Genomic DNA, 10,080 nt, shown 5'->3' with positions numbered 1-10,080 from the left:
AAAAGGTTTGTTCAGCGCAAGCTGAACATCAAAACATGCGCCGCAGGCACAAGCAGTTAAAACAGGCCGCCAGTCACCACGCGAGTACCAAAAACCACCCCCGCCCATCACTGACACCTCCCCCCCCACCCCAGCTCCTTCAAAAACCCCAAATCCCGCGCCGTCCCCGCCTTCGCCTGCTCAAACAAAGCCGCATCCGCCTTGCCATCCGGTGCCGCAATCTGCCGGGCAAACTGCACCACCGCCATCCCGCATCCCTCCACCAGGCGCGCATGCCACGCTTGCGCCTCATACGTGGGGTGCGATGCCTCTGGTGGAAACACAATCCGCGCCCACGCTTCATCGCCCTTCACCTCAAACAGCACAAACGGCGTCGGCTTCTGGCGCTCAAAATTGATCTGCGTTACCTTGGCCCATTGCGCCAGCGTCCCGCGCCCCACATCCAGCTGATTGATCGTCAACAAGCGCGTCCATGTCCAGCTCGAGGCCTTCTCGCCGTCGCTGGCGTACATATGGATGGCCTGTTGCGGCATGGCTTTTTCGTAGTCAACCGTATACGTCTTGCCGTCAAATTCAATCTGCTTGGGCACCACCAGCGTGCCCGCCGCCCATGCCGAAGAAACGGTGACCATCACCCACGCCGCCACCAGATATCGCGCCATCCGCATCGTCATTCCTTGTTTTTTGGTCGCCCCACCATACCCGGCGCGTGCCACCGCCACAAATAAAAAAACGGCCCGCCAGGTGCGAGCCGTTCTTGCAGTCCTTAAGCCAGACCGCGCTTAAATCATGCCCTTGGATTTGAGCAGTTCAAACATGGTCTTGCCGATTTCAGCCGGGCTGCGCGTGTAGGCGATGCCGGCTTGTTCGAAGGCCTTGAACTTCTCTTCCGCCGTGCCCTTGCCGCCCGAGATGATGGCGCCCGCATGGCCCATGCGCTTGCCCTTCGGTGCGGTAACGCCAGCGATGTAGCCCACCACCGGCTTGGTCACGTACTGGCGCGCAAATTCAGCGGCTTCTTCTTCGGCGCTGCCGCCGATTTCGCCGATCATGATGATGGCGTCGGTGTCCGGATCATCCTGGAACAGCTTCAGTGCATCGATATGGCTGGTGCCGGGGATCGGGTCGCCGCCGATACCGATACACGTGGACTGGCCCAGGCCCAGCGCGGTGGTTTGCGCCACGGCTTCGTAGGTCAGCGTGCCGGAGCGGCTGACAATGCCGATGCGGCCCGGATTGTGGATGTGCCACGGCATGATGCCGATCTTGCATTCACCCGGGGTAATCACGCCGGGGCAGTTCGGGCCGATCAGGCGGATGCCGGCTTCGTCCACGGCTTTCTTTACATACAGCATGTCCAGCGTCGGCACGCCTTCGGTAATGCAGACGATCAGCTGCACGCCCGAATCAATCGCTTCCAGGATCGAATCCTTGGCAAACGCTGCGGGCACATAGATGACCGAGGCATCAGCCTGGGTCTGGCGCACCGCGTCTTTCATGGTGTTGAACACCGGCAGGCCCAGATGCTCGCTGCCGCCCTTACCCGGGGTGACGCCGCCGACCACCTTGGTGCCCACCTTCAGCGCTTGTTCAGCGTGGAAGGTGCCATTCTTGCCGGTGAAACCTTGCACCAGCACTTTCGTATCTTTATTAACCAGAACGCTCATTTCGGAATCCTTTGTGCGGTGATCAGGCCAGCGCGGCCACGGCAGCGACGATCTTCTCGGCTGCGTCGTTCAGGCCCTGGGCCGAAGTCAGCTTGAGGCCGGATTCATCGAGAATCTTCGCGCCCAGCTCTGCATTGTTGCCTTCCAGACGCACCACCACCGGCACGGTCACGTTCACTTCTTTTACGGCCGCGATAATGGCTTCGGCGATCATGTCGCAACGCACGATGCCGCCGAAGATGTTGATCAGCACGCCCTTGACCGAGTCATCGGCCAGGATCAGCTTGAAGGCTTCAATCACGCGTTCTTTGGTGGCGCCGCCGCCCACGTCAAGGAAGTTGGCCGGTTGGCCGCCCTTCAACTTGATGATGTCCATGGTGGCCATGGCCAGGCCTGCGCCGTTGACCATACAACCGATATTGCCTTCCAGCGCCACGTAGTTCAGTTCGAACTCGGACGCCTTCACTTCGCGTTCGTTTTCTTGCGATTTGTCGCGTTGCGCCAGCAGGTCCGGGTGGCGGAACAGCGCGTTGCTGTCCAGATTGATCTTGCCGTCCACGCAGGCCAGCTCGCCGTTTTCGCGCAGCGCCAGCGGGTTGACTTCAAACAGCGCGAAGTCGTTTTCGACAAACGCGTTGTATGCACCCAGCATCAGCTTGGCAAACGCACCGATCTGCGCGCCCGACAGGCCCAGCGCAAACGCGGCATCACGCGCCTGGAACGGTTGCATGCCCACCAGCGGGTTCACTTCAATCTTGATGATTTTTTCCGGGGTTTCTTCGGCGACCTTCTCGATCTCGACGCCACCTTCGGTCGACACCATAAACACCACGCGCTGCGAGCCGCGATCCACCACCGCGCCCAGGTACAGTTCGCGCTGCACCGGGTACATGTCTTCACACACCAGCACGCTGTGCACCGGTTGGCCAGCGGCGTCGGTTTGATAGGTAACCAGATTGGTACCGATCAAACGCGTGGCTTCGGCGGCGGCTTCTTCGCGGCTCTTCACCACTTTCACGCCACCGGCTTTACCACGGCCGCCCGCATGCACTTGCGCCTTGACCACGGCAAACTTGCCGCCAAGCTTGTCATAGGCTGCAGCGGCTTCTTCGCCGCTGTGGGCCAGAATGCCGCGCTGGACGGGCAGACCGTATTTGGCCAGCAGTTCCTTGGCCTGATATTCGTGCAGGTTCATGAGATTTCCTTTTGGAGATACAAGCGGTGCGGCCGGAGCGCGCACCTCCCGTGTTAATCAGTTCAGCGTGCGGTAATCAGGAATGCAGACCGCGTTTGTCCACGCCCAGCGCGGCTTCGTGCATGGCTTCCGACAACGACGGATGCGCGTGCACGATGCGGGCGATGTCTTCGCTGGAGGCGCCAAATTCCATCGCCACCACAGCTTCGGTAATCAGCTCGGAGGCAAACGGGCCCACGATATGCACGCCCAGGATGCGGTCGGTTTTGGCATCCGCCAACATTTTTACAAAGCCGGTGGTTTCGCCCAGGCCCAGCGCGCGGCCATTGGGGCTAAACGGAAACTGGCCTTTGCGATATTCGACGCCTTCGGCTTTCAGTTGCTGTTCGGTCTTGCCCACCCATGCCAGTTCGGGGCTGGTGTAAATCACCCACGGCACGGTGTTGAAATCGATATGCGGCTTTTGCCCCGCAATGCGTTCAGCCACCGCCACGCCTTCTTCCGACGCTTTGTGCGCCAGCATCGGGCCGCGCACCACATCGCCCACCGCCCACAGATTGGGCAGCGCGGTGCGGCAGTCTTCGTCCACTTCGATAAAGCCGCGCTGATCCAGCTTCAGGCCCACGCTGTCGGCGGCCAGGTTCCACGTATTGGGCACGCGGCCGATCGACACAATCAGCTTGTCGAAGGTTTCGGACTGCGGCTTGCCTTCGCTATCGGTCCATTCCACCGCCACATGGTCGGCGCTGGCTTTGGCGCTGGTGATCTTGATGCTGGTGCTGATCTTCAGGCCCAGATCGCGGATAAACGATTTTTGCGCTTCTTTGGCAACGGCCTCATCGGCGGCCAGCAAAAAGCCCGGCGCGGCTTCAAGGATGGTGACGTCGGAACCCAGACGCTTCCACACCGAGCCCATTTCCAGACCAATCACGCCCGCGCCAATCACACCCAGCTTGCCCGGCACGGCGGGAATCGACAGCGCGCCAACGTTATCCAGCACCACTTTGTTATCAAACGGCAGATCGGGCAGTTGGCGCGGCACCGAACCGGTGGCGATGATCACGTGGGTGGCGCTGACCACTTCGGTCTGGCCATCCAGACTGACTTCGACTTGCCACTGCTCGCCTTCGCGGCCCAGCAATTTGCCGTGGCCAAACAGGCTGGCAATCTTGTTCTTTTTCAGCAAGAAGGCCACGCCCGTGGTCAGCTTGTTGACGATGCTTTGCTTGCGCTCCAGCATCTTGCTTACATCAAACTTTGCGCCTTCCACAGTAATGCCGTGCGCGGCAAATTTGTGTTCGATGCGTTCCCAGTTCTCGGACGATTCCAGCAAGGCCTTGGACGGAATGCAGCCCACGTTCAGGCAGGTGCCGCCCAGGCTGGCTTTGCCTTCGGCGTTCTTGAATTCATCGACGCAGGCGGTTTTAAAGCCCAGCTGCGCGGCGCGGATGGCAGCTACATAACCGCCAGGGCCGCCGCCGATCACCAGTACATCAAATTGTTGCGACATGTTCTTTTACCTTGTTTGGGCATCGAGTCGGGCGCGCCATCCGATCAGAACGGCGCGCCATCGCAGGGTTAGATATCCAGCAGCAGACGCGCCGGATCTTCAATCGCTTCTTTGATGGCGACCAGGCTCAGCACGGCTTCGCGGCCGTCGATAATGCGGTGATCGTACGATTGCGCCAGGTACATCATCGGGCGCACCACGATCTCGCCGTTCTCGACCACAGCGCGGTCTTTGGTGGCGTGCATGCCCAGGATGGCCGATTGCGGCGGGTTGATGATCGGGGTGGACATCATCGAACCAAAGGTGCCGCCATTGCTGATGGTGTAGGTGCCGCCGGTGAGTTCTTCCACGGTCAGCTTGCCTTCTTGCGCACGCTTGCCGAAGTCGGCGATGGTCTTCTCGATATCGGCCAGGCTCAGCTGGTCGGCGTTACGGATGATCGGCACCACCAGGCCACGCGGGCTGCCCACGGCCACGCCGACGTCGTAATAGCCGTGGTACACGATTTCGCTGCCATCGACCGAGGCGTTGACGATCGGGTATTTTTTCAGCGCGTGCACTGCGGCTTTCACAAAGAAGCCCATAAAGCCCAGCTTCACGCCGTGGTCTTTTTCAAAGCGGTCTTTGTACTTGTTACGCAGGTCCATCAGCGGCTTCATGTTCACTTCGTTAAAAGTGGTCAGGATGGCGTTGGTGGCTTGCGATTGCAGCAGGCGCTCGGCCACGCGTTGGCGCAAACGGCTCATCGGCACGCGTTGTTCCTGGCGATCACCGGCGGGCAGCAGCACCGGGGTGGGTGCTTTGGCCGGCGACGGTGCGGCCGGGGTCGGCTTGTTGCCACCGCCAGCAATCGCGGCTTGCACGTCTTCTTTCAGCACGCGACCACCACGGCCCGTGCCAGCAACGCCAGCGGTATCTACATTGGCATCGGCAGCCAGCTTTTTGGCGGCGGGCATCACGGCGGTGCCAAAGCCCACGGCCGAGGCTTCCACGCCGTGCGCTTCGGCAGCGGCTTCTACGCGCTTCTTTTCTTCCACCACATGCGGCGCCGGTGCTGCGGCGGCCGGAGCGGGCGCGCCTGCGGCGACGGCATCGGTATCGATTGTTGCGATCACATCATTGCTGGTGACCGAATCGCCTTCTTTGCGGGCGATGGACACCAGTACACCGGCTTGCGGCGCCGGGATTTCGAGCACGACCTTGTCGGTCTCGATATCGATAATGCTTTCGTCACGCGCCACAGCGTCGCCTTCTTTTTTCTTCCATTGCAGCAGCGTGGCTTCTTCAACGGATTCGGGCAGTTGCGGCACCTTGATTTCGATGATCATGCAGGGTTTCTCCAATTGGGTATTCGGCCCCGCCGCGCGTTACGTTGGCGCAGCGGGTACAGCGTTGGGGGACGGCGGCGTTGTTACAGCGTCATGGCTTCGTCAAGGAAGGCTTTCAGCTGCGCGGTGTGCTTGCTCATATAACCCACGGCTGGCGAGGCCGACGAGCTGCGGCCCGCGTACAGCAAGGTCTGCTTGGGCAGCATCACGCCTTCCAGACGATGGCGGATGGCATGCCAGGCGCCCTGGTTGCGCGGCTCTTCCTGCACCCACATCAGTTCACGCGCATTGGGGTATTTCTCCATTTCGGCGCGCAATTCTTCAGTCGGGAACGGATACAGCTGTTCCACCCGCACAATGGCGATGTCCTTGATGTCACGCTCTTTGCGCGCGGCTTCGAGGTCGTAGTACACCTGACCCGCGCACGCCACCACACGCTTCACCTTTTTGGCTTCCAGCGCGGCGCTGTCGCCAATCACGTTGCGGAATTCGCCGCTGGTGAACTGGTCGATCGGGCTGGCCGACATCTTGGCCTTGAGCAGACGCTTGCTCATGATCACGATCAGCGGCTTGCGCACCGGGCGGATCATCTGGCGGCGCAGCATGTGGAACACCTGGCTGGCTTCAGTCGGCTGCACCACCTGGATATTGTGCTCGGCACACAGCTGCAGATAACGCTCGACGCGCGCCGACGAGTGTTCCGGGCCAGCGCCGTCGTAGCCGTGCGGCAGGAACATGGTCAGGCCGCACAGACGGCCCCATTTGGTTTCGCCCGAAGTGATGAACTGATCGATCACCACCTGCGCGCCGTTACCAAAATCGCCAAACTGCGCTTCCCAGATCACCAGCTCATCCGGCGCCGACGAGGCGTAGCCGTATTCAAACGCCAGCACCGCTTCTTCGTTCAGGATCGAATCGATAACGGTAAAGTGCGCCTGGTTGTCGCTGAGGTATTGCAGCGGCACAAACGCGCCCTGATCCCAACGCTCACGACCCTGATCATGGAACACGGCGTGACGATGGTTAAACGTGCCGCGACCGGAATCCTCACCCGAAATACGGATCGGATAGCCTTCGGTCAGCAGCGTGGCATAGGCCAAATGTTCGGCCATACCAAAGTCGATATTCAGATTGCCGGCCACCATTTCGCGGCGGTCATGCACCACTTTCTCGACGGTGCGGTGCAGCTTGAAGCCTTCCGGCACGGTGGTGAATTTTTCGGTCAGCCGCGCCAGATCGGCTTGCGGCACGGCCGTGGTCACCGGGTGACGCCAGTGCGCGCCGATATAGCGGCTAAAGTCGATGGCGTACGAGCGCTTGTAGTCGGTCAGCGTGGTGCTTTCGACGTGCTCGCCTTTGTCCAGCGCAGCGCGGTAGGCCTGGATCAACGCATCGGCCTGGTCGGCCTGGATCACGCCTTCGGCAATCAGCTTGTCGGCATATTTTTTGCGCACGCCCGGATGTTGCGCGATGCGCTTGTACATCATCGGCTGGGTCAGATACGGATCATCGGCTTCGTTGTGGCCGTGCTTGCGGAAACACACGATGTCGACCACCACGTCTTTCTTGAAGGTCTTGCGGTATTCCATGGCGGCGTGGATGACAAAGCACACGGCTTCGGGATCATCGCCATTCACGTGGAAAATCGGTGCTTCGACCATCTTGGCGATGTCGGTGCAATACAGCGTGGAACGGGTATCGCGGGTGTCGGAGGTGGTAAAGCCGATCTGGTTGTTGACCACCAGATGCACCGTGCCGCCCGTGCCGTAACCGCGCGTGGACGACAGGTTGAACGTGCCCTGGTTGGTGCCCAGGCCGATGAAGGCCGAGTCGCCGTGGATCAGTACCGGCAGCACTTGTTCGCCCGCACGGTCGCCGCGACGCTGTTGGCGCGCGCGCACCGAGCCTTCCACCACCGGGTTGACGATTTCGAGGTGCGACGGGTTGAACGCCAGACTCAAATGCACCGGGCCGCCAGCGGTCGGGATATCGGCCGAGAAACCGTTGTGATATTTGACGTCGCCGGACGGCAGTTCGGTGGTCGGGCGGCCTTCAAATTCGCTGAACAGATCGCGCGGCTGCTTGCCAAGGATGTTAACCAGCACATTAAGGCGACCGCGGTGGGCCATGCCGATCACCATCTCCTGCACGCCTTGCTCACCGGCCATCTGCACCAGGTAATCCATGGCCGGGATCAGCGAATCGCCGCCTTCCAGCGAGAAGCGCTTTTGCCCAACGTATTTTTTGTGCAGGTATTGTTCCAGCGTTTCGGCTGCGGTCACTTGCTTGAAGATGCGCAGCTTTTGCTCGGCGTTGAACGACGGCGTGGAGCGACGTTCTTCAAACCATTCCAGCACCCATTTACGGGTTTCGGAATTGGTGATGTGCATGAATTCCAGGCCGATATTGCCGCAGTAGGTCTGCTTGGCAAACGCCATCACTTCGGCCAGCGAAGCGCGCTCCATCGATTTGATATTGGTGCCGAATTGCAGCGCCATATCGGTTTCGGTAAAGCCATAAAACTTGGGATCGAGCTCTTCGACGTAGGCGGTGTCCATGCGGCACAGCGGGTCGAGGGTGGCATTGCGGCTGCCCAGCAAACGGTAGGCCTGCATCATGCGCAGCACTTCCACCTGTTTGCGCGACACCGAGTCGTCGGCCACTGCCGCGTGTACGGCCATGGTTCGGGGCTGGCGTGCCAGTTGCCGGAACGATTCTTCGATCGGTGCGCGCGGGATATCGCGACCGCTGTTACCCGGCTGCTGTTGCAGCTTGTCGAAGTACGCCCGCCACCCGGCATCCACCTGGTTGGGGTCTTCCAGATACTGCTCGTACAAGTCCTCCACAAAGGGAGCATTGCCACCGAACAGGTGGGAATTGAGTTCTAGCTGTTCCAGCTCGCGTTTCATGGCCAGTGTGTCCTGTCTACTCCCCCGCTCTGCCTGGTGCGGGGCCTCGATCGTGGCTGACGCCCGTCAGCCACGGGTATTGCTTATGTTTTTGGTTTATCACAGCGGGTGCGGCGCTTGCCCACCGCGCCCCGGCTGTGTGTTGCCTGCTATCGATCAGATGTCTTTCGGGTCGGTGGCCGAGCCCGGACGCTGATCCACCGGCACGTAATCGCGACGCGGCGCGCCGGTGTACAGCTGGCGCGGACGGCCAATCTTCATGCCCGGATCGGAGATCATTTCGTTCCAGTGGCTGATCCAGCCCACGGTACGCGCCAGCGCAAACACCACGGTAAACATCGACACCGGGATATTGAGCGCGGTCAGCACGATGCCGGAGTAGAAGTCGACGTTGGGGTAGAGCTTGCGTTCGATAAAGTACGGGTCTTCCAGCGCGATTTTTTCCAGCGCCATGGCCAGCTTCAGCTTGGGATCGTTTTCCAGGCCGAGCTCTTTCAGTACTTCGTAGCAGGTCTGGCGCATGATGTTGGCGCGCGGGTCCATGTTCTTGTAAACGCGGTGACCAAAGCCCATCAGCTTGTGGGTTTTGTTCTTCACGCCTTCCATAAATGCCGGCACGTTTTCGACGCTGCCGATTTCGTCCAGCATCTTCAGCACGGCTTCGTTGGCGCCACCGTGGCTGGGGCCCCACAGACACGCGATACCGGCGGCGATACACGCAAACGGGTTGGCACCCGACGAACCGGCCAGACGCACCGTCGAGGTGGAGGCGTTTTGTTCGTGATCGGCGTGCAGCATAAAGATGCGGTCCAGCGCCTTCACCAGCACCGGGTTGGGCTTGTACTCTTCGCACGGCGTAGCAAACATCATGTGCATGAAGTTGGCGGTGTAGCTCAGGTCGTTCTTGGGGTAGTTGAACGGCAGACCCTTGCTGTAGCGATAGCACATGGCGGCAATGGTCGGGATCTTGGAGATCAACCGGTACATCGTCACTTCGCGGTGGCGCGGGTTGGTGATATCCAGGCTGTCCTGATAGAACGCCGACAGCGCGCCAGTCACGCCCACCATCATCGCCATCGGGTGCGCATCACGGCGGAAGCCCTGGAAGAAACGCGTCATCTGGTCATGCACCATGGTGTGGCGCATCACGATGCGGGTGAATTCTTTCTTTTGCGCTTCGCTCGGCAGTTCGCCGTTGATGAGCAGGTAGCAGGTTTCCATGTAATCGGAATGCTCAGCCAGTTGCTCGATCGGATAACCGCGGTAGTACAACTGGCCCTGGTCGCCATCGATAAAGGTGATTTTCGATTCACACGCGGCGGTGGCCAGAAAGCCTGGATCAAACGTGAACATGCCGGTCTTGGAGAACTGGCGGATATCCACAACATCAGGGCCCAGCGTACCTGCCGTCACCGGCAGATCAATGGTGCCGCCGCTATAAGTCAGAGTGACTTTGTTTTCCATGCTTCAA

Annotated in this window: 7 protein-coding genes; all 7 read right to left on the bottom strand. The window is 60.3% G+C overall.

From position 1 onward, the window contains the following. Positions 1–107: 107 nt before the first annotated feature. Entirely contained in the window at positions 108–662 is a 555-nt protein-coding gene (locus ACYQ1A_RS18915; RefSeq protein ID WP_499364559.1) for an HI_0983 family protein, read from the bottom strand. A gap of 120 nt (positions 663–782) precedes the next feature. Next, positions 783–1,667, bottom strand: coding sequence for a succinate--CoA ligase subunit alpha (gene sucD / locus ACYQ1A_RS18910; RefSeq protein WP_499364556.1), 885 nt, complete (start codon positions 1,665–1,667; stop codon positions 783–785). Positions 1,668–1,689: 22 nt separating this feature from the next. Then, positions 1,690–2,862 (bottom strand): ADP-forming succinate--CoA ligase subunit beta, encoded by a 1,173-nt coding sequence (gene sucC / locus ACYQ1A_RS18905; protein WP_499364554.1) that lies wholly within the window; start codon positions 2,860–2,862, stop codon positions 1,690–1,692. 76 nt (positions 2,863–2,938) lie between these two features. After that, positions 2,939–4,372, bottom strand: a complete 1,434-nt coding sequence (gene lpdA, locus ACYQ1A_RS18900) for a dihydrolipoyl dehydrogenase (RefSeq protein WP_499364550.1) — start codon at positions 4,370–4,372, stop codon at positions 2,939–2,941. Positions 4,373–4,440: 68 nt separating this feature from the next. After that, positions 4,441–5,700, bottom strand: a complete 1,260-nt coding sequence (gene odhB / locus ACYQ1A_RS18895; protein WP_499364545.1) for a 2-oxoglutarate dehydrogenase complex dihydrolipoyllysine-residue succinyltransferase — start codon at positions 5,698–5,700, stop codon at positions 4,441–4,443. 83 nt (positions 5,701–5,783) lie between these two features. After that, positions 5,784–8,609 (bottom strand): 2-oxoglutarate dehydrogenase E1 component, encoded by a 2,826-nt coding sequence (locus ACYQ1A_RS18890; RefSeq protein WP_499364542.1) that lies wholly within the window; start codon positions 8,607–8,609, stop codon positions 5,784–5,786. Between the two features lie 156 nt (positions 8,610–8,765). Then, positions 8,766–10,073, bottom strand: a complete 1,308-nt coding sequence (gene gltA, locus ACYQ1A_RS18885) for a citrate synthase (RefSeq protein ID WP_499364540.1) — start codon at positions 10,071–10,073, stop codon at positions 8,766–8,768. Positions 10,074–10,080: the final 7 nt, after the last annotated feature.

The organism is Silvimonas sp. JCM 19000 (assembly GCF_054652575.1).
The sequence above is the reverse complement of the archived record's forward strand: the minus strand, read 5'-3'. Positions and strand labels throughout refer to the sequence as shown.